This window comes from Methanobrevibacter intestini (assembly GCF_047402955.1).
Classification (GTDB): Archaea; Methanobacteriota; Methanobacteria; order Methanobacteriales; family Methanobacteriaceae; genus Methanocatella; species Methanocatella intestini.
This window is the reverse complement of the sequence record NZ_CP187956.1, coordinates 1,338,650-1,363,584: the sequence shown is the minus strand read 5'-3', so window position 1 is coordinate 1,363,584 and position 24,935 is coordinate 1,338,650. Positions and strand designations below refer to the sequence as shown.

Here is a 24,935-nt window from a genome sequence, read left to right as displayed (position 1 = left end):
GTTTAATTCAAATGAGAATATTTAGCTAGTTTTAAAAAAATGCTTCAAAAAAAGAATATTAATATTTGAAATTATCAACATTTTGTCTGTCAAATTCCAATGCCTTTAAAGCTAATCTCTCTAATGTTACAAGCAGCTCTCCCCTAGACATTTCTATTTCATTTGCAATTTCATTTTCCCATTCTGCTTCTTTATCACGGAAAAATTTACCCCATACTCTTCCTTTTTCAGTGAGGTCAATTTTATAAGCTCTTTTATTTTCCTCAGTATAAGTTCTGGTCAGAATTCCCTTTTCTTCAAGTTCACCAAATGCCCTTGAAACTCCAGACCTGTCCATAAAACAGGCTGTTGCAATATCTGACTGGGTTGAACTATCATTATAAAAGATATGCATCAGCATATAATACTGATTTTTATTAATGTCAAATTCTTTGAGATACTGATTAATAAAAATATCATGGAAAGAATGCAGGCTTATTATATGACAAATCATATGGGGACTTAATCTAATAAGATCATCTGTTGTATACATTGAAAAACACCATTAAAATTTATAAAAAACCATATATAATCTATTGAAACTAATCAATAATTATTAACTGGTTTAATTTTTTTGAAAAATAATATATAAATGTTGTTATGTACAACAATAATTTGCAAATATAAAAAAAAGTAAATTAAAAAGAAGATTTACATTAATCTTCTAGTATCAGTAATTTCTACACTAGCTACATCAGCTAATTGTGCCATAGCTTCTTCAGTAGATTCTGTTCCACCTTCACCATCTTCAATAATGAAAATGAGGTTTAATGCAACTAAACCAAATGCAATTGGTTCTTCTTCAATTTTGTGGAATTCTGCTTCAGCAGGCATAGCTGCTTGAATATCTACTTTTAAAGCTTCTAAATCTACATCAGGACTTTCTGGCATGATTTTTAAAGTTGCTACAACTTCACCCATCAATATTCCTCCATTAATAAGTATTTATGGTCCTTCAAAACCACATTCACATTTATAAGCATGACCGAAAGTACGGCATTTTTCACATCTTGCTATTTTTGCTCCACAAACAGGACATTCAAATTCAACGAAAGGTCCGGTTAATGGAATTTCTTGTTTACATGAAATACATTCTACTTCTTTCATCTAATCACCTATTATTTGTGTGTAATCGAAATTATAATTATCTATATTATCATCAATAAGAGATAACACCCGTTCAGGGTACTTTCCATTTACAACAAAACAATCAGCCCCGAATTTAAGTAAAAGAGAAGGCAACATTAAGTCTATTGATGTTTCATCAAAAGTCAGTAGTTTTTTTGCATCAATGACATTAATAAATTCCGAACCTTCTTCATTAGGTTCTCGGGTATATATACCATTTACATTTGTTACTATTAAAAGCTTTGCATTTAAAGAGTGTGCAACATAAGCTGCAATTGAATCTGAAGTTACATCCCATGAACATTCAAAAGGATCTTCTTTTTCTAAAAATTCAGAAACACTGAAAATAGGAGTAAATCCCTTATCTGAAATTTCTTCAGCTTCATCAATAGTATATGCCAATTTTGTAGAGTTTACCTTATCATTGACTAATTTAGATAAAATATCCATACATTCAATCGCAGTATTATGACTAGTTTCATCAGAAAAATGATAGTATGAATCATATTTTCTTATCAAATTAGCAAATTCTCCCCCACCTAAAATAATTAAAGAATTTGTATTTTCCAGTTTTTTAGCCAGAGTTATTGCATCTTTTGGAAATAAACTTCCCCCAATTTTAACAACTTGTTTGATAATGATATCCCCAACCTAATTTACTATGTGTTTAATTAAAAATAGCTATCATTAAATTAAATGAAACTCACAAAAGTTTTAAATCCCCAGTTATCTTGTCCATTATTTCATCCTCATCAGGCCCAATACCCAAAACTGTTGTAGTTGATGTAGGTAACTGAGTCCTTCCAGCATCAACTACCAGATAATTGGAAACATTGTTTTTATCCGCTTCTTTTTTAAGGTCCAGCAATTCTTCTAAAGAATCAACTTTACAAACAACCTTAGCATAACCATCTGTTTCCCATTTTTTAATTATTTTAGAATCTGTTTTTTTATAGGAACCTATAGAACCATGACAGCATTGAGCTGCAATTTTTCCTTTCCCCATTTTTAAATCTCTTCTTACAACCATCACCTGTTTCATACACACATTTTTCTATGTGTCTATTTAAATAATTTTAGCTTCAATAAAGTATAATACCTATAATGTTTATATAGATTATTACTATTTTAAGTGAAAAAAATTTACTTAAATAAGGAGATGTACTTATGAATAAAAAAGTTATTGTAATAATAATTGCGATTTGTATAATAGCTGCATTTACAATACCTGCATTTATTTCAGAAAATGACTCCTCAAAAACAGATGACAAAAGCGATTTTAAAATCAAGATTGAAAGTGGCGGAACATGGAGACTTGACCTTATAGTTGACGGACATCATTCACTTATAGAAGGAAACGGTTCCAGAACAATCAACCTGGGAAAGATAGATTCTGCAAGTATAACATTTAATCAATATAGAGGCGGACCTTCCACAATTTCATTATTGGACGGAGATGATACTGTTATAAATAGAGGAAGAGCTCCTAACGAAGGGTTTGCAACTGTGTACTTTTATCATAAAGCTTAAAATGGAAGTTTAACCTTCCATAACTATTTTTTAAAATTTTAATTTAAAACTTAAATAATATATGACCAAATCCTTTAAAAATGAAAAAAAACTAATATAAAAATACTATTAATTTTTATTTTTATTATTATTTAATTAAAGGAGATATAAATGAGTCGTATTTCTATATTAGACAAAGACAAATGTCAACCTAAGAAATGTAATTTTGTTTGTATTGATTACTGCCCAGGAGTTAGAATGGATGAAGATACTATCATCATTGATGAAAACACTAACAAGCCATTAATTTCTGAAGAATTATGTGAAGGATGCGGTATTTGTACAAACAGATGTCCATTTGATGCTATTTCAATTATTAACTTGCCTGAAGCTATAGGAGAACCAATTCATAGATTCGGACAAAACCAATTTGAATTATTCGGACTTCCCAGTTTAACTGAAGGCAGCGTATTAGGTTTGCTTGGTCCAAATGGAATCGGTAAGTCAACAATAATGAACATACTATCTGGAACTTTAATTCCAAACTTAGGAGATTATGAAAACCCTCAGAATAATTGGGATAAAGTAATTGAACATTATAAAGGTTCAGCTCTTCAAAACTACTTTACAAAATTAGCTGCTGGAGAAATAAAAGCTATTTTAAAACCTCAAATGGTAGATCAGCTTCCCAAAGTTGTAAAAGGAAAAGTAAGTGATTTGCTTACAAATGTTGATGAAAGAGGAAAATTAGATTATGTTTGTGATGAATTAGATCTTCATAATGTTTTAGACCGTGAAATGAAAAACTTAAGTGGTGGGGAACTCCAAAGAGTAGCTATAGCTGCAACTGTTTTAAGAGAAGGAGACTTCTATTACTTCGATGAACCTACATCATGGCTGGATGTTTCACAAAGATTAAATGCAGTAAAAGTAATTCGTTCACTTGCCCAAGACGGTAAAAGTGTTTTAGTTATTGAACACGATTTGGCTACTTTAGATGCATTATCTGACAATATTCATGTTTTATTTGGTGAACCTGGAGGATATGGTGTTGTATCAGGTAGAAAAGGTGTTAGAATTGGAATTAATGCATACATAAATGGATTTTTAGCTGAAGAAAATGTAAGAATAAGAAAAAACCCTATTGAATTTACAATCAGACCACCAACTCCCGAAGATGAAGGGGAGTCATTATCCAGCTATTCCGATTTAAGTAAGGATTATGGAGGGTTTAAGTTAACTGCAGATGCTGGAGAAATTTTCCATGATGAAATTGTAACTGCATTCGGTTCAAACGGTATCGGAAAAACCACATTTGCCAAAATGCTGGCTGGAGTGGAAGAACCAACAAGTGGAGAAGTAGATACAGAAGTTACAATAGCATACAAACCACAATATATAGTTTCTGATTTTGAAGGAACTGTCAGCGACTTTTTATACATGAATGCACCAAGTTTCGGAAGCAATATCTTTAAAAGTGAGATTATGAATCCTTTTAAATTAGAAGATATGCTTGAAAAGGAAGTTAAAAAGTTAAGTGGAGGAGAACTTCAAAGACTTGCAATAGCTGCAACACTTTCAAAAGATGCTGAAATTTATCTTTTCGATGAACCTACTGCATTTTTAGATGTAGAACAAAGACTGATAGCTGCAAGAGTCATTAGAAAGATGGTGGAAAGCAGAAATGCAGCATCACTTATTGTAGACCACGATATTGTATTTATCGATTATATATCAGACAGGGCAATGGTATTTAACGGTACTCCGGGTTTAGAAGGACATGCATCCAAACCAACAGATTTAAGAAGTTCCATGAACGAATTTTTAGGAAATCTGAATATTACATTTAGAAGAGATAAAGAAACAAAAAGACCAAGAGTCAACAAATTAGACAGCTATCTTGATCGTGAACAAAAAGAAAAAGGAGAATATTACTACTTATCAGATTAAATATTCTCCAATTCTTTTAAGATATAATCTTTTAAAGCCTTAACGGCTTTTTCACCATCATCATCTAACCTGACTGAATCATTAGGATTCAAATCATTTTCTTTGACAACTGATTCAGCATCAATATTCCTCATTATATCAATGTCTTTTTCTTTTAGAATAGTTGAAACACAATCATCCGTACATCCTGTTATTGATACTACTTTTGCACCTTCCAGAATAGGACTGCATTGATTTGGTTGTGCAGAATATTCAGTTATGCATGCTGCAACAATATTTTCATTATCCAGAGCTAATTCCACCGTAGCAGCCCTTACTACCAAACCAAGGGGACTTAATCCACTACATGACACTAATGCTATTTTATCACTCATAATAATCAACCTCTCTTTTTAGCTACTCTTTTATCATATTTTTGCTTTATTTTAATATAACCTTTTTTATAAAATGGACAAACCAGCATACACTGACTGCATCCTTCTCTATGAGCAGTGCAAACTTTTTTCAGTACCAGCTCATTTTCATCAAATGCATTTTCAGGGCATTTTCTGATACATTTTCCGCAGGTTTTACAAAATTCTCCAACCCAGCACATATCATTTTCTTTTTTGAAAGGCAAATTTTCAATTGATGTGTGAATCATGAAAAATCCGATATTTAAACCCTCTTTAAAAAGACACATGTTGCTTCTTGTAATAACCGCATCATTTGACTGCATAGCTATTGCCCTTAAACTGATTTCATCATCTAACGGATTAAGCAACTCTGCAGCAAATCCTTTTTTCCTTAAAAAATCAGCAAACCCATACATCTTACGGCCGATTTCCTGAAATTCATCATCTGTAAGCTTACATTTTAGTTTTGAGGGTTCCATTTCCAAAATTTCAGGAGACATCATATATTTAAAAATAATAACATTGTCAAAATCAATATTCCATTCTTCCCTAAATTCATCACTTAATTTAGAATAGCTAATGCCTGCACAATTATTTTCAATAGCTAAGTTTTCCAAATCTTTTAAAATAGAATTATCAATTTGGGTTTTGGGATTTGCAGGATTTGAAACTTTATAAAAATCAGGTAGCGGATGATGATATTTAAATCTAAAATCTTCATCCGTAATTTCGAAACACATAATTATTTCCTTAATGCTTCAACAGCTTTAGGGAATTCTTCACAGAATACTTTTACTTGCTCCTCAGGAATGGAATAACTTATACGTAAATAATTATCACCAAATAAATTACTGGTGTATTCTCCTTCCCTTGTGAATATTTTTCTTTTAAGTAAGTAATTTGACATGTCTTTTGGACTTATACCTGCACCAGATAAATCAATTGCCATCATATTAGCTTCAGACGGATAAACCGGTAAAAATACACCATCAATCTCATCAACAACTTCCTTAATTAATTTTTGATTATTGAAAGTGATTGATTTTATTTTATCTTCCCATTCGCTTTTGGATTTTAAACCGGCAATTGCGCCATACTGAGCAATTATATTAACTCCCAAATCATTGACAACAGCATTTTTTAAAACATCAATGATATCTGAAGTTGAAACAACTGCTCCAATCCTAACACCAGCCATTCCAAATATTTTTGAAAAGCTGTAAATAGTCAATGTTTGTTCAGGAGCATAATTTGCAGCCAGATAATGATTTCTTGCAAAATCCTTGTAGGTTACATCATCTAAAAGATAAATATCATTTTCAATAGCTATTTCAGCAAACTCTTTTATTTCTTCTTCAGTATAACCTGAACCTAACGGATTTAACGGATCGATTAAAACTACCATTTTGGTGTTTTCATCCATATTTTCACGAAGAAGTTCAGGAGTTAATTTATAACCGCATTCATCATTATAAACAGGCACATACCTTACTTCACCTGCAAATCTGTTTGCAAAGTTTCCGATAATTAAATAACCCGGATCAGACATGACTACATTATCCTGCGGTCCCAATAATGCCTGCATACAAAGGTATAATGATTCAGTAGCTCCGGCAGTTAATAAAATATCTGAATTTTCAAAACCTAAATCATCTAAAATTAATTGCTTAAGCTCTGAAAATCCTTCTGGAGGAGGATATTTACAGTATTCTTTAGCTTTAGCGCAACTAGCCATAGCATCAGCTATAATATCACCATGCAAATGATTTGTGTTTTGACCCATCCAAATCATATCTTTATCCATGAATACATCTTCAAAAAAATCATTTGAAGAATCATATCCTTCAGGGGGAACTCTTACAACCTTTTCAAATTTCTTTTTAGGATGTTTTATACTGTCTTCCCCATGACTGCTTAAATTATTTTTCATAAAAATCACATAACAATAAAATTCCAAAGTAATTATTTATTTTAAGTTATTTATAAAATTAATGTTTAAATAATTCCTCTTTCCACTATTTTAAAAGTAACCTGTTTACCTTCACCAATACTTCTATGCCTTTTTAAGGTAGCTATTCTTTTATTGAACTCTTCATTTCGCTCCAGTTGAATTATGGTTTTGCTCCAGTACTGCAAAATAGTTCCCCCAACTGCTTTAACAGCATCCTTGTTATCATCATCAAAAGAGCTGTAAATTTGATTGGTCAGTACAACTGCAACATCATAATTACGAGCTATTTTAGCTAAAATCCCCATCTGTTTACCTAATTCCTTATTAAGCCTTGAAGATTTCATGTCATCAACACGATAAAGAGCAACAGCAGAATCCAAAACACATAAATCAACATCATCATGATGTTTTCTAATCCAGAGCTCAATAGTTTTAAGATTTTCATTTTGCTCTAAAAATGAAGTCGGTTCAAAAACAATAATATTATTAACTATTTTGGAAAAATCTTCCCCAGCTATTTGTTTAATCCTGTTAATTGAAATTCCACCTTCAGTATCAACATAAACAACTTTTTTACCCTGTTTAGCTACATTAACTGCCAATACTAAAGCAATATTACTTTTACCAGATCCAGGTGGTCCGAATATTTGAGTAATAGTTCCTTTTTCCACACCACCATTTAATAAATTATCAATGGCAGAATTAGTTGGGATTTTATGATTATCCTCAAAATTAGCTAAGACTTTCATAATATATTATTTGGTTATACAAAGTATATATTTTTAAGCTTACCTTTTAACAAAAACAGGTTCCTCACCAGTCAAATCAATAATTGTTGATGGATTTCCAGATTTTAAAGGACCAACATCAATAATCAAATCAACTTCACAGCCCAATTGTTTTAATATTTCTTCAGGAGTGTCTAATGTATCTTTATTTGACAGATTAGCGCTGGTAGTAGTTATCGGAAAAATTTTAGCCAGACTACATGCAATCTCACTTTTAGGAACACGAACGCCAACATTAACAGACCCGCTTGTTAAATGTCTTGGAACAATTTTTGACTTTTTTAAAATAAATGTATAAGGCCCCGGCAAGTATTTATCTATAAAATTAAGCTGATTCAGAGAAGCCTTAGAAACTAAAGGAATTGCATCTTTAGAAGAAACTAAAAGAGAAACTGGTTTTAAATAGCTTCTTTTTTTAATATTATAAACTTTTTTAACCGCTTTTCTATTGAAAATATTAGCTCCCAAACCGTAAACAGTATCTGTAGGATATAAAATAACTCCCCCGTCAGCTAAAACCTTTACAGCTTCATCAATAACCTTTTTATCTACTTCATTCTGATTAGTTTTTAATATTTTCATTAGATTACCTTAATATTTTATGAACAATTATATATGAGTAAAATCTTTATATATAAATTATGCTTGAAAGTCTACGTCCTTTTTTAACAAAAATATTAAATCCGCTAGCTAAACATTTAAATATAAATCCGAATGTCGTAACAGTAATTTCCCCGTTTATTGCAATAATTGCTGCTTACGGATTTGCCAGCCATTTACTGATTATTGGAACACTGGCTATTTTATTAAGCGGATTTTTAGATGTTGTAGATGGTGCAGTAGCCAGATATCACAACAGAACCTCTAAATTTGGAGCATTTCTTGATTCAACAATGGACAGATTTGCAGATGCAATAATTTACATCGGAATAATCTTCGGAGGCTATTGCGATTGGTTTACTGGTGCCTTAGCTATACATTCAGCTATTACAGTCAGTTATGTTAGAGCTAGAGCAGAGTCTCAGGGAGTTGAATGTAAAGTTGGAATAGCTGAAAGAGCAGTTCGTATGATAATACTAATGATTGGAGCGATTATCGGATATTTAACAAGCCCAATTTACTTTACATACACAATAATGATTTTAGTAATATTATCTTACATTACAGTAGGACAAAGAATATATCACGTATGGAGGCAGCTTAAATGAATGATTTGGAAAGTGCAGAAAAAATAAGTATTGACATCAAGAAATTAGAACGCAATCTGAAACAGGTTGAAGACATAAACTTTGAAGGAAAGGAAAAAGAAGTTTATGGCCGAGCTGTTGATTATATGAACGATTCAAAATATTATCTTGAAAAGAAAAAAGATATGCGTACAGCATTTGGATGTATTGAATATAGTCACGGATTATTAGATGCCCTTCGGATGATTCATGGTTTAATTTAAAAGTATTTCCCCAAAACTGATTTAAATAAACAGAATTAACAATTATTTTGAAAAGCATATTATGGTTGTATTTTTAAAGTAGCTAATTGAATATAAGTTCATATAGTTCTAAATGGAAATACACATTTAACTTCAAGAGTATGAATACAATATCCAACAATATGTAATGCAAAATACAATACATAATGCAAAATACAATACCCAACAATATGTAATGCAAAATACAATAGCTATAAAAAAAGTAAAAAAAAGCAGAGATTAATTAAAATCTCTTAAATTTATTCCATATCTTCGAATCTGTCTTCGAGTTTTGCCATTACACCAGGTAATGAAGTATATTCCATTTCTTCAGCAGGTAATCTGTGAGGTTCAAATGGACCGTGTCTTCTGATGTAGGTAGCAATTCTTGCAGATTCTTCCCTAGTAGGATCAAATGCAGGGTCATCAAATAAGTCAACAGGACCGATTAATTTAGCATCTGATACTTGGAAACCTAAACCAATTACTCTAGGTGGTCCGTCGAATCTAATTGGGTTTGCATCTTGTTCAGATACAGGCATCATAGGACCGTTGTGGGAACCTCTCATCCATCCACTTACCATGTGAGGGAATGCAAATGGTTCTACACATTCACCATTAGCTGGGAAACCAGATTGTGCTCTTACAATAGCTGCAGGGTCATCTTTACCAACATATTCACCAGCCATTAAGTTTAATCTTTCAGTACTGATAGCTGCTGCGATTTCTCCATTTTTCTTCCATACTCTTTTAATTACATATCTTCCAGTGGAACCAATTAATGCAAGTAAATCGTACATTTCTTCAGGACAGTTTAAGATAACTTTTCTGTGTTCAATTACATCAAATACTTCAAATTTGAATCCATCGTGTAAACTTGGGTCAATAACAAGACCTGCAGTATTAAATGGATCTGCAAACATTTTAAAAATAGGTAAGTTAAATGCACCAGGTTCGGTTTTGTCACAGCAGTATACTAAAACAGGGTCACTTGGCCTTTCTTTAAATTCCATTTCAGCAACACCAGGACCCATACCTTTAATATTTCCAGAAAATGTATCAGACAATAAATCCTGACCTGCACCATATAATTTTAATTCACGTGCTCTTTCAGTAGCTTTCATAAAAGCATTGTAAGCAGTTTTGTGAACTTCTTCGTTTTCTTCCCCATTTCTATGAGTCATAATTAAGTCAATGTCGTCTCCACAACGGGAGATATAATAATCAGTTAAAATACCTGTATCCAAAGCTTCTGCTAAAACTTCATCACAAATATCCATTAAATCTGGGTGTGCAACACAATGTCCAGACACACTTCCAATATCAGCTTTAATTACACTAACAGTTGTTTTCATTTAAACACCTCAAAATTGTATATTCTAAAGTTTAGTAGAAAATAAAAAGTTAAGCAACTAGCTTAAAAAATTATTTAATATACATTCATATTTTTAGATTGTATACTATTTAATAATTATGTTTTAAAATGAGTTAAAAAAAGAAAAAAAGTTAAGAAGTTAGATTTTAACTTCTTAAGCTGAAATTGTTATTTTATTTGATGCCCAGCAGTTATCATACATTGATGTTATGATATATTCACCAGCCATTAATCTGATGTTTAAGCTAGCTACACCATTAGCATTGGTTGTTTTATGATAGAAAACACCGTTTACATTAAAGGTTATGTTTGCACCAGCTAAAGCTTTACCTTGACCATCAACAAGAGTAGCATTAAATGTGCTGCCGTCAAGATACTTCATGGAGAGATCTTGTGCAGTTAATCTTGGTAAAACTGTTATGTTGTTAGCTCTTTCTTCACCGGTTGCCGGGTTGTAAGCTGTTATAACATATGATTTTGGATTTAATCTGATGCCTAAACCAGCTGTACCGTTTTCATCAGTTACGCGGGTGTAGAACACACCGTTAATGTTGAATTTAACAGTTGTGTTTGCTAATGCTTTTCCGTTACTGTCTAAGAATTTAGCTACATATTTTGTTCCGTTACAGAAGTATAATGTAGTGTCGTTTCCAAAGACGGTGTTTTTAATAGTTACTGTTGCATTAGCTGTTGCTTTATCATAATCTTTGGTTCCGTTAAATACAGCATTTACTTTGTATTCGTTAGGAACTAATCCGATACCCATGGAAGCTGTACCGTTTTTATCAGTTGTTTTAGCATAAACTTTGCCGTTTACTGTGAAGTAAACAGTTGCGTTAGCTATTGGGTTTCCAAATGCGTCAACAAGTTTAGCTGTGAGATTTTGAGCACCGCTGAAGTATTTTACAACATCGTCCATTGTTAAGGTGGTTTTAGTGTTTTTATTAACTGTTATTGTTCCGTTAACTATCATGGAGTCGTATTTAGCATCTCCTGTGTAGAAGGTTACTACTTTGTAGGTTCCTTCATCCAAACCAGGAATAATAACTTTAGCAGTACCGTTAGTAACTGTTCCTTTGTAATCTGTACCGTTTATTGTTACAACTACACTACCGGTTCCATCTTTAGGAACAGTAACAGTAATTGTAGCATTTTCACCTTTAATAATATCTGCAATATCAACAGTCATATTATAATCAGACACTTTAGAAACAGTAAATTTAGTAGAATTCTCCATAGGCATGTATGTATCATCACCATTGTAGAATACACTTACACTGTAAGTTCCATTAGCTAAATTAGAGACAGTTACACTAGCTACACCATATTTAACTACAGCAGTGTAATTTTTACCATTAACGTTTACAATTACATTTCCAGTAGCATCTTCAGGCAATGCAACACTAATTACAGCATCATCACCTACTTTAATGTCTTTAACATCAACATCCATAGATGAAATAACTAATTTGGAAACAGTAAATTTAGCACTGTTTTCACTAGCTAAATACATATCAGTTTCAGCAAACTTAGCAACAACATCATAAGAACCAGCAGCTAAACCAGAAACAATTAAAGATCCTTTACCATCAACAACAGCAACATTATAAGATTTACCATTAACAGTAACACTAGCCACACCAGAAGTTACTTCAGGAACAGCAATACCAATAACAGCATCTTCACCAACATTAATATTGCCTACATTAACAGTAATCGTAGAAGCTAATTTTGAAACTGTAAATCTAACAGTATCCATACTAGCTAAATACATATCATTTTCGGCAAATTTAGCAACAACAGTATAATATCCTGCAGCCAAATTAGATACAACCAAAGTACCTTTACCATCAACAATAGCAACATTATAAGATTTACCATTAACAGTAACACTAGCCACACCAGAAGTTACTTCAGGAACAGCAATACCAATAACAGCATCTTCACCAACATTAATATTACTTACATTAACAGTAATTGTAGAAGCTAATTTTGAAACTGTAAATCTAACAGTATCCATACTAGCTAAATACATATCATTTTCGGCAAATTTAGCAACAACAGTATAATATCCTGCAGCCAAATTAGATACAACCAAAGTACCTTTACCATCAACAATAACAACATTATATACCGTATTATCAACACGAACACTAATTACACCAGAAGTTACATTAGAAACAGCTATATCAATAACTGCATCATCTCCAACATTAATATCACTTACTGTAATATTAGTTGCAGAAACTATTTTTGATACAGTGAATTTAGTTGCATCCTGGCTAGGTAAATAAACATCATTACCTTCAAATTTAACAACAACATCATAGGATTTTGCAATTAAATTAGATAAAGTTAAAGTACCTTTACCATCAACAACAGCAACATTATAACTCATATCACCAACACGAACACTAGCTACACCAGAAGTTCCGTTAGAAACAGCTATATTAATAACTGCATTTTCTCCAGCATTAATATCATTTACACTAACATGAGTAGTTGAATCAAATCTTGAAACATTGATTGATGTTGAACTTGTTGAAGACAGATATTTGTAATTACCTGCATAAGTTACACTAATTTCATGTTTACCTGCAGTTAAATTTGGAATTGTAAATTTAACAACACCATCACTAATTTTTTCAGTGTAAGTTTTATTATCAATTGTAAGTTTTACATCACCAGCAACACCACTAGGACTGACTGTTGCATAAATAATTGCATTTTCCCCAACATTAATATCATTTACATTAACAGATACACTAGATGCAATTTTATTTACATTAGCTGAAACAGTGGAATAGAAAGGTAAAAATTTGCCGTCCCCTGCATACCTAACCTCAAAAGTATAAGTACCTGCAGTAGACATATATCCCCATCTCACAGTAGCTCTACCATCAATAATGTGATTTCCAACTTCAGTAAGTCCTTTCCTGAAGAATACAGAACCAGTAGCACCCTGACTAACAAAAGCATCGAAAACAAGAAGTCCATCCACATCAATATCTTTTACATACACAACAATATTGGAAGCAATTTTAGATACAGTGAATTTAGTAGTGTTTTCACTAGCCAAATACTTATCATTACCATTAAATTTAGCAACAACATCATAAGTAGCACCATCCAAATTAGGAACATTTAAAGTACCTTTACCATCAATAATAGCTACATTATAACTTGTTTTGCCAATAGTTACAGTTACACTTCCTAAATCAACATTAGGAACTTCAACATTAACAATAGCATCATGTGTTGCATCAATATCGCCAACAGCAACAGTAATTGTAGAAGCTAATTTAGATACGCTAAATGTAGCATTAGCCTCACTAGCTAAATACATATCAGTTTCAGCAAACTTAGCAACAACATCATAAGAACCAGCAGCCAAACCAGAAACAGTTAAAGATCCTTTACCGTCAACAACAGCAACACTATAAATTGCATCGCCAACAGTAACACTAACTACACCAGAAGCAATACCCGGAACAGCTATGTTAATAACTGCATCTTGTGTTGCATTAATATCACTAACACTTACAGTTGTAGTTGAAGCAATTTTAGACACACTAAATGTTGTATTAGCTTCACTTGCTGCATACATATCATTACCTTCAAATTTAGCAATCACTGTGTATGTTCCGTTTGCTAAATTAGATACTGTTAATGTACCTTTAGTATTGACTATGTTTACATTGTATGTTTTTCCATTAACAATTACACTTACAACTCCAGAATTAACATTTGGAAGAGTTAATCTGATAGTTGCATCTTGACCTACTTTAATATTATTTACATTAATTGCTACTTTTGAAGACAATTTAGCTACATTAAATACTGTAGAATTGCTTGATATAGTATATTGTTTATCACCATTGTATTGGGCAAATACAGAGTAATCACCAGGTGTTAAATCACTAACTTTTAAAGTAGCTGTACCATTTTCAATAAATACAAGGTAAGAGTTACCATTTACAAAGAATGTTACAGTTCCGGTTGCACCATCTGTAATATTTGCAGTGATAATTGCATCCTGACCTACTTTAATATCACTTACATTAAGAACAATTGAAGATTCAATTAAACCTAAGTTAAAGAAAGTACTGTTAGAACTTTCAGTAATAAAAGTATTACCACCATATGCAGTTTCAATGAAATAAGTTCCATTATCTAAATTATCCAAAGTCAAACTAACAGAACCATCCACAATAGTTACAGTGTATTCTTCACCATTTACTTTAATAGTCATATTTCCAGTAGCTTTTTTATCAATAGTTACATTGATTAAAATTTTTCCAGGTTCTTCAGAAGTAATGTTGAATATTAAATCAGAACTTCTAGGATAGTTGTTTTCAACTACATTATTTTTACCTGCTTTAATTTCAACAGCTGCATCTCCTGCTAAATCACGAGTGATTAAAAAGTTATCAGTTACATTACAATTATTTGCATTTAAGAATGACACTGCATAATGACCATCAACATATACTGTGTTGTTACGTACATCAAATGAACGGTCACCGTACATGTATTGAGCATAACTGATACCATACATATAATTTCCCGGATTGTAAGCTCCTACATTATAAGTGTAAATTGTGTTGTTGTATATTTTTGCATTACCGTTTTGTACTTCAATACCAGATACTAAAGCCCAGCTACCACTAGCAGAAGCTAAACCAGTAACATTAATTAAGTTATTGGCAATGTAAAGTTCAGATGTTCCACCAGTCATACTTGCAAAGTAAATACCTAAGTTTGGACCGTTACTTACACTTGTAATATTGTTTCCAATCATAGATACTTCACATTCTACACCTTGTATTGCATATGCAGTACCTGCAGCATCTTTACCTCCAGCAGTAGACATTTTAAAGTCATTATTGGAAATCATTAAGTTTTTATTGTATCCAATGTTAATTCCATAGAGGTAATTACTTGTACCTGCAGGAATAACTGTATCAATCATTGAGAAATTATTACCATCAATTACACAGTCTTTAGATCCGACAATAAACATACATTGTAAAGTAGGGAAACTAGCACTTCCATCATTTGCAGTAGTGTTTACATTGTTTTTGGAAAATGTCACATTAGTACATTCTCTCATTCTAATTGGATTTACAGTATTTACACCCATCATAAAGTATGTATAATCATAATTAGATGCGAATAAATAAGGTAAGACTGCAGTAATATTATTTCCATCAATAAATGAATTGGAAACGCCTTCCATATTAATAGCACATGCAGTTAATGTATCATCTTTAGGACATGCTTCAAAGAAAATATTGCTGTTAACAACATTTAAGTTTGAAACACCATTTGCATTAATTGCAACAGCATCGACACTTTCTTTAATAATATAGCTAATGTTCATATCAGTAATATTCACATTATTTCCAGCTACCAATATGAGAGTTCCACCGTTATCATCACATGAAACATTAGAGATTAAAGTTAATCCGTTTAATACTACATTATCTGAAAGCACAGCAAATGCTATGTTTCTTAATACTGCATTATCACTGGTTATTTTAAGAGGTTTTTCAATTGAAATAAGATTTACAAGATTTGAGAATTCACCTTTAAATACTAATTCATCGAAAGGAACTTCTTTTCTTAATAATCCGTCTTCATCAAAGTAGACAAAGAATGTTTCATTAGTTACAACATTTCCATAAACATTAACACTGGAAGTAGCATTACTTAAAGCGTATGATGAATTACTATAAGTTACAGTTATATCATATTTACCTGCAGTTAAATTGGAAATAACTACACTAGCTTTTGAATCTGAGAAAACAAGATCATATTCATTATTATTGATTTTAAGGGTGAATTTTCCAGTTAAATCAGAAACAGTTCCGACAACTACATCAATTATTACATCACTGCCTTCAAATACATCTTTTGCAGTAATTGTAACATTGATAAGTTCGTTTGGAAGATTGTCTTTTATAATGTTTGTATCGACAGTAGAATTAACTGCATTATCACCTATTTTATCTCCAGCAACTAAATAATTATCAGTAATTACATTATTTCCGCCAGTTACAAGAATAGTTGCATTACCAGTAGCAAGTACAATGTTATTGTATTTTATTGTGTTATCATTACTTTGAACAGTAAGCATACCTCCAAATGTGGAGTTAATTAATGTAGTGTTAGTTGCACTGGATTTAATAGTTCCAACACCGCTAATGGACACATTTTCAATAACTGCATTTTTACCGTTTACAGATAAAGAAGCAGCAGTTACATTAGCTACTTTAACTCCTGCCTGAACTGTTAAAGTTGCAGTTACAATACTATCAGATACAACAGAATTAGAACTGGCAGATATGGATTTTGCAGTGTTGTTATAAGCAACTGAACCTGATCCAACATTTAAAGCACCTGAAACAGTGTTGTTATAAGCAACAGAATTAGCTGCAACAGTCATACTAGCTCCACCAATTAAAACATTGTCGCAGTAAGTGATGTTGTTAGGAACACCACCCCATGCATTAACAATACCAGCACCAGCATAATTAATTACATTTCCGGCAATTAAATTATTGTTACCAGTAATTCCAATACCGTAACAAAATGCAGAAGTCGGACTTGGACCGGTTATTTTATTGTTGATGATTTTATTGTAATCATTACTTAAATCACAGTCTGCATCATTAAAGGTATTCAAGTAAAGTAAATTACCGACATTACCTTCACCGACAATAGTGTTATTTTCAACAGTACAATTTTGAACGTGAGTTAAAACAATACTGCTTGATCCACCATTGTTACTGGTGTAAATATAACTGTTTTTAAGGGTTACATTAGTAGATCCGTGACGTATGGAAGTAGTTCCAACACCAGAACCAACTTTTTTATTTTCAACAATTACACTAATATTATCTAAAACTACATTATGAGCATCATAAATCCAAACCTGAGAGTTATGGAATATAATGTCAGACACATTGGATCCTGAACCGCCATTATTGATAGTGAAACAAGAACCAGGATTTTCACCAAGTAAACTGCCTGCAGTAGTGTTTAAATCAATGAATGCATCACCAGTAGTTGAAATCATATTAATTGGTTTATTAATAGCCAAATCAAATTTGACATCATCATGACTATAGAATTTACCTCTGAAGTCTAAAGTTGCACCTTCAGGAACATAATCTGCTAAAGTACCATTAATAAAGTAGTCAAAGAAAGTTTCATTAGTTACAACACCAACCAATACTTTAAATGTTGTAGAGTTAGTTGAATATTTGAAGTTATCATCACCATAATAATTTACAACAACGGTATTAACTCCTGCAACTAAATCAGATACTTTTAAAGTAGCTTTACCATCAGTTAAGCTAACAGTGTAAGTTTTACCACCTACAGTGATGTTTACACTACCAGTAGCAGCAGAGTTAAGGGTTACACCTATAACTGCTTCTTTACCAATCCATACATTATTTACATCAATTATAATGTCAGAAGCTATTGGTTTATTATCTTTAATAATATTATTAGTTCCAGATTTGAATATTGCTGCATCATCACCTTTTAATTCATGAGCATATAATGTATTGCCAATTATTTGAGAGTTTTCAGCAGATTTAATTAATACTGCATATTTTCCTTCAGAATAAATGGTATTATTCTGAATATCAAATTTGTGGTTTCCGCTGGTTGATTGGACATAAGTAATTCCTGCAATATTATTATTATCATTATATTCGTTTACATTTTGAACATAGATAGTGTTATTATATGCTTTAGCTACAGTATCCTGGAATTCCATACCGGAAACTAATGCAAAGTCAGCAGGTCCAGCAAAACCAGTTACATTAATCCAATTGTTCTCAACAGTAATCTCAGTAGTACCATAATAATTTTGTGAGTACACAGCTAAATTAGGACCGTTAGATACAGTGGTTAAATTATTTCCTCTGACTACAAAATTATTATAAGGACCGGTAACCTGTACAGCATAAGCAGCGCCTGCACCTTCTTTACCACCAGTAGTATTAAGCAATACACGATTATCTTCTACAATTACACTATTGGATTCATAAAAATCAAGTGCATAAATATAACTTGAAGTTCCTTTTGGAGTTATTAAATCAGTATGGGAAATAGTATTGTTTTTAATCAACAAATTATTAGCAGTATGAGCAATAAATGCATCGAAAGTAGGGAAATTAGCACCATTTCCTTTAGTCCAAGCAGAATTATCCACTACATTATTAATAATTTTAACATTTTCTGATTTTTCCACACCAATTGCAAATACCAAATCAGTGTCGATACTTCCCCAATGGCTGTAATCAACATCCACTAACGGACAGGAAGTAGTAATTATGTTTGAATCAACAACAGCATTGTTACTGTTTGCTATTTTTATACCTTGAGCAAATACTTTACCGTTAACATTGTTTCCAGTGAAAGTAATTGTACTGTTTACTAATTTAAAGTTATCTGCACCACTAGCATAAACTGCAATTGCATTCTTAGATCCGTCAGTAGCATTATAATCAATAGTAATATTATTTACTGTGACATCACTACCGATAGCATATATAAGAGCACCATCAGTATCGGCAACATAATTGGTAGCATTTAAAGTTAAGTTATTTAAAACAGTTCCTTGTTCACACATTATTGCAATATTTCTCAATACTGCATTATCACCATTAATAGTAATAGCTCTTGGAACGTAAACAACATTTACCCCAAGATCTGAGAATTCGCCTTTGAAGATTAAAGTATCATAAGTAATACTCTCCAATAAGGTACCTGCATTATCAAAGAAGTTAAAGAATGTGTCATTAGTTACTATATTGGTAGTTGAAGATCCGACATTATAAGTTAAAGTAAGAGTTTCACTATCTGCTTTAACCGGAATAACATTTTCTCCAGAAGTTAAAGTATATAACACAGTTGCTTTTCCATCTTTAACAGTAGCTTTTTCACCATTAATTTCAACATTCCATCCATCAAAGATGTCAGTATCGCCAAGAGTATAATTATTGCCTGCAGCATCACGAAGAGTGTTTAATCCAGCAGTTATACCAATGACTTCACCTGCTTTAAGGCTTTCAGTGAAATTAGAAGTAGCAGTTAAAACAACCCATTTGGATGGAGTTAATTTACCGGTTTTCGGAGAGTTAGTTCCCCACCAGTTGTTATCAATAGTACCTGAAATAGTTCCTATCAATGCATCAAATGTTGTACCTTCATTACTAATTATAATAGAATCAGAAATATCTGCTTTAAATGTACCCAATAAGCAATAAGCAAATCCTTTATTGACAGTATTATCACCAAATATAGAATAACGTATATTAAGGACATTATCAGAAGATGCACCATAGAATATTGCACCAGAACTTAAAGTATTATTATGAACATAAGAGTCACTTATAGTTAATTCAGTACCTGCAAGACCAATTAAAGCATTACCAGTCATTTTATTATTGGAAATATCTACATTAGATAAATCGATTACAGAACTGCCTGAACCATAAATAACACCATTACCGCTGAAAGTAGAATCATAAATTTTAGAATTATTCATGACTACATTAGCAGCATTAGCATAGATAACACCTACAGTACCACTATTTGCTCTAAATTCAGAATCAACAATATTTACTGAACCTTTATCAGAATAAACAACAGCACCTTGATTTGCAGTATTTGAATAAGCATTGATTTTATTTAAGTAAACAGAACCGCCTTTGTTATAGATTACACCATAATTGCTGGTTCCACGATTAATTCCAGTAATATTTAAATTAGTTAAATTAAAAGCAATTCCATTAGCTACAGTGAACATAGTTTTAGTGTCCCCTGTAAAGGTAACTTCATTTTCACCAATAATAGCTACATTGAAATTAATAGCTAAATCAGAAACAGTGTAAGTACCATCCATCACATGAATAGTATAACCAGGTTTAACAAGTTCAACAGCTTTTGCAATAGTAGCTACAGGATTAGCCTGACTACCGTCATTTGCATCACTACCACTAGCAGATACCCAAACATCAGTTACAATCTGTTTTGCACTAACATCAATAGTTAAAGTCTGACTACCGGAGGTAACAGTAATCTGATCATTGCCGTGTACAGTGTAAGTAACACTAGCTACACCATCAACAGTAGAAATTATATTACCTGCTAAAGTACCATTAACAGCTTCAAAACTAACAGCAACAGATGGAATAGCTTTAGTTAATTCTTTAATTACACCATTTGCATTATAATGATTGAAGTTAACTGTTAAGGTTTTTTCATCACCAACATTGGCATTTTCAATACTTACAGGATCAACACTCATAACAACCCAGTTAGAAACATCAACATCATCGCATGGTTCATCATCATAATCTAAACCAGCACCAACTAAAGTTGAAGGATTGCTGTTAGTTCCCCACCAGTTGTATTGGGCATTAGCACTTGGTTCACGGCCTTCATTGTAAATTAATTTATTAGTTCCTTTTCCAAGTAATGCAGAGTAATGTAGAGTTAAGATACCTGAATTGTAAATATCATCACCATGATAACCAGCATTTCCATTGGAAGCTGCATTAGCATCAAAAATAGAAGTTTCAATATTTAATGTACCCTTATTATAAATAGCTCCACCATCTTTATTAGCTTTGTTTCCAATGAATTTGGAATCTTTAATGGTTGCAGTACTTGAATCAGATTCAATGTGAATTGCTCCACCATTTCCTACAGTAACTACATTATTTTCAAATGTTGCATTATTAACATTTAAAGTTCCTTTATTCAGCCAAATACCAGCTAATCTAGCAGTATTATCAGATATTGTAGAGTTAATTACATTTACAACACCACCATCAATATATAAAAATGCATAAGTAGTTCCTTTAGCAACATTATTACTGGAAATAGTTGTATTGATAATATCAAGATTACCTGAGTTAAATATTAATCCGTAACCGTCATTTTCATAAATATTTGAATTAATAATAGTCATTACACCAGTATTGTATATTGAACTTACAGTAGGAGTACTTCCTGATTTTTGAGTGTTTTTGTAAATGCTTACATTATTTAAGTTTACAGTCCCTTTAAGATTTTGCATAACTCCACCATAATTATTTAATGCATTAGTAAATGCAACATTAGTGAAGTTAACAATTGTATTCTCATTTATAGTCATAATCTTAGAAGCATTACCATCAATGATAACTTTTCCTGAACCGATCATTGCAAATGATTTAGCTATTGTTAAAGAATTAGCAATATAAGTACCTTCACCTACATGTATTGTGTGACCTTCAGCAACTAACTCAATTGCTTTTGCAATAGTAGCTACAGGACTATCCTGACTACCGTCATTTGCATCACTACCAGTAGATGATACCCAAACATCAGTTACTGGAAGTTTTGCAACAACTTCAATAGTTAAAGTTTGACTACCTGATTTAGCAGTAATTTGATCATTGCCGTTTACAGTGTAAGTAACACTAGCTACACCATCAACAGTAGAAACAAGGTTACTTGTTAAAGTACCATTAACAGCACTAAATTCTACATCAATAGCTGGAAGAGGTTTTGACAAGTCTTTTATAGCACCAAAACTTGAATATTTGTTGAAATTAACAGATATTGTTTTTACATCACCTATTTCAGCATCTGTTACAGTAGTTGGATCTGCACTCATGATTACCCAATTGTTTAATGTTACTGTTGAAGGCACTAAATTTTTAGGAGAATTAGTTCCCCACCAGTTGTAATTAACTGTAGCTACACCAGATGCAGATTCACCATTAGATATTGCATAGTCTCCTTCAGCAGTGTTATTTAATAAAACTGAATATGAAATGATTGAATTACTGCCACCGTTTAAGTATAATACAGCACCTAATTTAGCCTGATTGTTTTTGAAAACAGAATCTGTAACACTGACATTACCGTTTAATGAAGTGTATATTGCTCCTCCTTGACCACCAGTGTATTTTCCAGGATTAGCTTTGTTATTAATAAACATAGATTCTTTTACAATACATTCTCCACCAGAAACAAATAATGCTCCTCCCTGACCAGTATTTGCACTATTACTTTCAAATGTAGAATTAATTATATTAACAATACCGATAGTTGCATCAGATGATTTAGTTGCATAAATAGCTCCACCATATTTAACAACATTATTTCTAAATACAGTATTGGAGATAGTTGCATTTGCTGAAGTTGTATAAACTATACCATAAGAATTAGAAAATGAAGTCATATCATTATTATAAAACTCAGAATTATCAATAACTAATACTGCATCATTTTGATTGAATACAACACCTCTGCCTGCAGAATTTTGATAAAATTTAGAATTATTAATATTTAATTTATTTTTATTAGTAATTATAGTTCCAGAACTACCAGTAGCCTTATTTGAATAAAAGTTAGAATTAGAAATGGTTAACTTACCTTCATTTAAAATAGCACCTGCAAAAGCAGCTTTACCATTTGTGAAAGACAAATTAGTTAAAACAACAGTTGCATCAGCAGTTACTTCCATAATTCTTGAAGCATTACCATCAATTACTGTATTAGCACTACCTTCTAAAGTTAAACTTTTAGAAATGCTTAAAGTTTTATCAATTACATAATTACCATCAGCAATATGAATAATATAACCATCACCAGCAAGTTCAATAGCTTTTGTAATAGTAGCTACAGGACTAGCTTGGCTACCGTCATTATCATCACTACCAGTAGTTGCTACCCAAATATCAGCTGCTGCTTGTTTTGCAACAACATCAATAGTTAAACTTTGACTACCTGACTTAGCAGTGATTTTATCATTAGTTGTAGTAGTGTATGTTACAGTAGCTATACCATCTACACTAGCTACATTATTTTTACTTAAAGTACCACTAACAGCACTAAAGTCAACATTGATTCCAGAAATAGACTGAGCTAAATCTTGAATACTACCAGAAGCATCAGTATAATGATTAAAGTTAACACTTACATCAATAGCTTTACCACTTTCAGCATCAATAGTAGTTTCAGGAGTACTCATAACTACCCATTTATTTACATTATCACCAGTATAAGTATTAGTTCCCCACCAGTTGTAATCTAAATTAACAGTTGGAGTAACTCCAGATGCAATATTTAAATTTTTACTGAATCCATTATTCATAATAGAAGAATAAGTTAAATTAACAATGGAATTTTTAAAAATATAAGCTAATGCACTAGTATCTGCATTACCAAAAGTATTGTTTTCAATTATACAGTTAGTCATATTTAATGCAGTTACAAAATTAGCATAGCCCAAATATAACAAATATTGACCATTAATTCCACTTTCTGTTTTTCCAATTACATTATTGGAAATTACAGTATTGGAAATAGTTAAAGTACCCTTATTTTCTATAAGAGACATCATAGATCCACTAGCTCCAGTTATACGAGAATTAGTTAAAGTTACTGTTGCTTCTTTGTTATCTAAATAAAACACAGTTCTTAAATGTACCGCAGCACCAGTTACAGAATCAGATAATTTAGGATTAATAATAGATATATTATCAAAATTATATTTACCAGTGCCTGAATTATAAACAATAGATCCCCTAGTTACTCCACAGGTCACATCTTTTATTGTAGAATTAATAATATCTGCAACACCTGTTGTGTATAATTGCATTGCACCATATTTAGCACTAATATCTGTAAAAGTACAATTAATTACTTTAAGATTTCCATTACCTCCTACTCTTAAACCACAGGAACTACCACTAACAGATGAAACCCCTGTGAAAACAAGATTAGTGAATTCTAAGGTACAATCATTTTCAACACATTCAAATACATTTGCACCATTACTATTTAATATAACCTTACCTTCACCAACAAAGGATAAAGATTTATTAAGACCTATTTTTCCCTGATTATAAGTTCCTTCTTTAATATGAATAGTAGATCCGCTTTGAGCTAAGTCTACAGCTTTGCTGACACTAGCTACAGGATTAGCCTGACTACCATCATTTGTATCATCACCAGTAGTTGCTACCCACACACCATCAGATGAAGGATCGCCAACTACCTGAGAATCCTCTGAAGTTATCGGATTAGCAAATGCACCATCATCGACAGAAACATCTTCACTAATACTGACAGCATCAGATGAATTCATAACTATCTCATTACTATCTGCTGCACTTACACAAGATATTGAAAATGCCACAATAGCTATAAGAAAGATTATTAAAATTTTCTTATCCATGAGTATCCTCCTTTTTATTTTATTTTGAAAATTTTAAATTTTTAAAGTCTTTATATTATTAAACACCGCCAAAAT

16 protein-coding genes are annotated in these 24,935 nt (G+C 31.8%); 4 read left to right on the top strand and 12 right to left on the bottom strand.

The genetic code is table 11. The features are described 5' to 3' along the window. Positions 1-58: 58 nt before the first annotated feature. From ACMC9J_RS06225 to pth2, 5 genes are all read right to left on the bottom strand, one after another. Complete coding sequence (locus ACMC9J_RS06225; protein ID WP_019265667.1) at positions 59-532, bottom strand: MarR family winged helix-turn-helix transcriptional regulator; 474 nt, start codon at positions 530-532, stop codon at positions 59-61. A 158-nt stretch (positions 533-690) separates the two neighbouring features. Beyond that, positions 691-960: an elongation factor 1-beta gene (locus ACMC9J_RS06220; protein ID WP_427003069.1), complete on the bottom strand. Its 270-nt coding sequence runs from the start codon at positions 958-960 to the stop codon at positions 691-693. Positions 961-984: 24 nt separating this feature from the next. After that, entirely contained in the window at positions 985-1,146 is a 162-nt protein-coding gene (locus ACMC9J_RS06215; RefSeq protein ID WP_011954006.1) for a zinc finger domain-containing protein, read from the bottom strand. Then, positions 1,147-1,803: a delta 1-pyrroline-5-carboxylate synthetase gene (locus ACMC9J_RS06210; protein WP_049780185.1), complete on the bottom strand. Its 657-nt coding sequence runs from the start codon at positions 1,801-1,803 to the stop codon at positions 1,147-1,149. It lies immediately after the preceding gene. A 67-nt stretch (positions 1,804-1,870) separates the two neighbouring features. Then, positions 1,871-2,209 carry an aminoacyl-tRNA hydrolase gene (gene pth2 / locus ACMC9J_RS06205; protein WP_019265670.1) on the bottom strand — a complete coding sequence of 113 codons (339 nt, stop codon included), beginning with the start codon at positions 2,207-2,209 and terminating at the stop codon, positions 1,871-1,873. Positions 2,210-2,334: 125 nt separating this feature from the next. Between pth2 and ACMC9J_RS06200 the strand changes: the two genes are divergently transcribed. Together ACMC9J_RS06200 and ACMC9J_RS06195 are read left to right on the top strand one after the other, a co-directional pair. Continuing rightward, the gene (locus ACMC9J_RS06200; protein ID WP_019265671.1) at positions 2,335-2,697 is read left to right on the top strand and encodes a hypothetical protein; all 363 of its coding nucleotides are present in this window, start codon (positions 2,335-2,337) and stop codon (positions 2,695-2,697) included. Positions 2,698-2,847: 150 nt separating this feature from the next. Further along, positions 2,848-4,626: a ribosome biogenesis/translation initiation ATPase RLI gene (locus ACMC9J_RS06195; protein ID WP_427003068.1), complete on the top strand. Its 1,779-nt coding sequence runs from the start codon at positions 2,848-2,850 to the stop codon at positions 4,624-4,626. Here the strand turns inward: ACMC9J_RS06195 and ACMC9J_RS06190 are convergent. From ACMC9J_RS06190 to ACMC9J_RS06170, 5 genes are all read right to left on the bottom strand, one after another. Next, positions 4,623-5,000 carry a putative zinc-binding protein gene (locus ACMC9J_RS06190; protein ID WP_019265673.1) on the bottom strand — a complete coding sequence of 126 codons (378 nt, stop codon included), beginning with the start codon at positions 4,998-5,000 and terminating at the stop codon, positions 4,623-4,625. The two genes, ACMC9J_RS06195 and ACMC9J_RS06190, sit on opposite strands and share 4 nt — an antisense overlap. 5 nt (positions 5,001-5,005) lie before the next feature. Next, complete coding sequence (locus ACMC9J_RS06185; protein WP_427003067.1) at positions 5,006-5,761, bottom strand: DUF362 domain-containing protein; 756 nt, start codon at positions 5,759-5,761, stop codon at positions 5,006-5,008. A gap of 2 nt (positions 5,762-5,763) precedes the next feature. Next, positions 5,764-6,951, bottom strand: coding sequence for a pyridoxal phosphate-dependent aminotransferase (locus ACMC9J_RS06180; protein ID WP_400223058.1), 1,188 nt, complete (start codon positions 6,949-6,951; stop codon positions 5,764-5,766). A 65-nt stretch (positions 6,952-7,016) separates the two neighbouring features. Beyond that, a complete protein-coding gene (gene radB / locus ACMC9J_RS06175) occupies positions 7,017-7,721 on the bottom strand; it encodes a DNA repair and recombination protein RadB (protein WP_019265676.1) in 705 nt (234 codons plus the stop codon). Positions 7,722-7,760: 39 nt separating this feature from the next. Beyond that, on the bottom strand, positions 7,761-8,342 hold the full coding sequence (locus ACMC9J_RS06170) for an L-threonylcarbamoyladenylate synthase (protein WP_019265677.1): 582 nt from the start codon (positions 8,340-8,342) through the stop codon (positions 7,761-7,763). A 59-nt stretch (positions 8,343-8,401) separates the two neighbouring features. Here ACMC9J_RS06170 and pgsA point away from each other — a divergent pair, with 59 nt between their 5' ends. Together pgsA and ACMC9J_RS06160 are read left to right on the top strand one after the other, a co-directional pair. Continuing rightward, on the top strand, positions 8,402-8,968 hold the full coding sequence (gene pgsA, locus ACMC9J_RS06165) for an archaetidylinositol phosphate synthase (RefSeq protein WP_304159316.1): 567 nt from the start codon (positions 8,402-8,404) through the stop codon (positions 8,966-8,968). After that, complete coding sequence (locus ACMC9J_RS06160; protein ID WP_427003066.1) at positions 8,965-9,210, top strand: DUF357 domain-containing protein; 246 nt, start codon at positions 8,965-8,967, stop codon at positions 9,208-9,210. The genes pgsA and ACMC9J_RS06160 overlap by 4 nt, the downstream gene beginning before the upstream one ends. Positions 9,211-9,488: 278 nt before the next feature. Here ACMC9J_RS06160 and fbp read toward each other — a convergent pair whose 3' ends face one another. Both fbp and ACMC9J_RS06150 read right to left on the bottom strand, forming a co-directional pair. Beyond that, positions 9,489-10,583, bottom strand: a complete 1,095-nt coding sequence (fbp, locus tag ACMC9J_RS06155; protein WP_019265680.1) for a fructose-1,6-bisphosphate aldolase/phosphatase — start codon at positions 10,581-10,583, stop codon at positions 9,489-9,491. A 174-nt stretch (positions 10,584-10,757) separates the two neighbouring features. Continuing rightward, complete coding sequence (locus ACMC9J_RS06150; RefSeq protein WP_427003065.1) at positions 10,758-24,860, bottom strand: Ig-like domain repeat protein; 14,103 nt, start codon at positions 24,858-24,860, stop codon at positions 10,758-10,760. Positions 24,861-24,935: the final 75 nt, after the last annotated feature.

Coding starts and splice junctions, on each gene's coding strand:
- ACMC9J_RS06150 (WP_427003065.1), bottom strand. CDS start 24,860: ATGGATAAGAAAATTTTAATAATCTTTCTTATAGCTATTGTGGCATTT.
- fbp (WP_019265680.1), bottom strand. CDS start 10,583: ATGAAAACAACTGTTAGTGTAATTAAAGCTGATATTGGAAGTGTGTCT.
- pgsA (WP_304159316.1), top strand. CDS start 8,402: ATGCTTGAAAGTCTACGTCCTTTTTTAACAAAAATATTAAATCCGCTA.
- ACMC9J_RS06170 (WP_019265677.1), bottom strand. CDS start 8,342: ATGAAAATATTAAAAACTAATCAGAATGAAGTAGATAAAAAGGTTATT.
- ACMC9J_RS06190 (WP_019265673.1), bottom strand. CDS start 5,000: ATGAGTGATAAAATAGCATTAGTGTCATGTAGTGGATTAAGTCCCCTT.
- ACMC9J_RS06215 (WP_011954006.1), bottom strand. CDS start 1,146: ATGAAAGAAGTAGAATGTATTTCATGTAAACAAGAAATTCCATTAACC.
- ACMC9J_RS06185 (WP_427003067.1), bottom strand. CDS start 5,761: ATGTGTTTCGAAATTACGGATGAAGATTTTAGATTTAAATATCATCAT.
- radB (WP_019265676.1), bottom strand. CDS start 7,721: ATGAAAGTCTTAGCTAATTTTGAGGATAATCATAAAATCCCAACTAAT.
- ACMC9J_RS06160 (WP_427003066.1), top strand. CDS start 8,965: ATGAATGATTTGGAAAGTGCAGAAAAAATAAGTATTGACATCAAGAAA.
- ACMC9J_RS06200 (WP_019265671.1), top strand. CDS start 2,335: ATGAATAAAAAAGTTATTGTAATAATAATTGCGATTTGTATAATAGCT.
- ACMC9J_RS06225 (WP_019265667.1), bottom strand. CDS start 532: ATGTATACAACAGATGATCTTATTAGATTAAGTCCCCATATGATTTGT.
- pth2 (WP_019265670.1), bottom strand. CDS start 2,209: ATGAAACAGGTGATGGTTGTAAGAAGAGATTTAAAAATGGGGAAAGGA.
- ACMC9J_RS06220 (WP_427003069.1), bottom strand. CDS start 960: ATGGGTGAAGTTGTAGCAACTTTAAAAATCATGCCAGAAAGTCCTGAT.
- ACMC9J_RS06180 (WP_400223058.1), bottom strand. CDS start 6,951: ATGAAAAATAATTTAAGCAGTCATGGGGAAGACAGTATAAAACATCCT.
- ACMC9J_RS06195 (WP_427003068.1), top strand. CDS start 2,848: ATGAGTCGTATTTCTATATTAGACAAAGACAAATGTCAACCTAAGAAA.